The organism is Pseudomonas sp. Q2-TVG4-2, assembly GCF_013620795.1.
Classification (GTDB): Bacteria; Pseudomonadota; Gammaproteobacteria; order Pseudomonadales; family Pseudomonadaceae; genus Stutzerimonas.
The window spans coordinates 1-382 of sequence record NZ_LGLW01000031.1 but is presented as its reverse complement, the minus strand read 5'-3'; the positions used below and the strand labels follow the sequence as shown (position 1 = coordinate 382).

1 protein-coding gene is annotated in these 382 nt (G+C 28.3%); it reads left to right on the top strand.

What is annotated here, in order from left to right; all coding sequences use genetic code 11:
- Positions 1-198 precede the first annotated feature (198 nt).
- A partial coding sequence (locus H3028_RS21130) for a hypothetical protein (RefSeq protein WP_219920341.1) occupies positions 199-382 on the top strand: 184 nt, incomplete at its 3' end.

Here is a 382-nt window from a genome sequence, read left to right as displayed (position 1 = left end):
ATTTTTGATTTATATGGTTATTAATTTGTACAGAGTGGTGTACAAAAATTCAGGATTTTTTAGACTTAAATGTATGAAATTTATAAAAAAGTGTTTGTACACATGGATCATACAAGAATGTACAAAATTTAGAGTGAAATTAGGTATAACATACTGAAAATTATTGAAATTAATATGTACAACTTGAGGATAAATATTATGTCAAAAGAATTAGTCAACTTAGCAAATATCGTTCCTTTTCCTAAATCATGTGGATTCTGTGAATCAAAGGAAAATGTACAACTTTTTGCAGGGTTAATGCTTTGTAGTAGCTGTCAGGAAAACATCCGAACCACTAATCCTGGAATGTTTACAGCTAATAATCAAATTGAAAAAAAAGCCC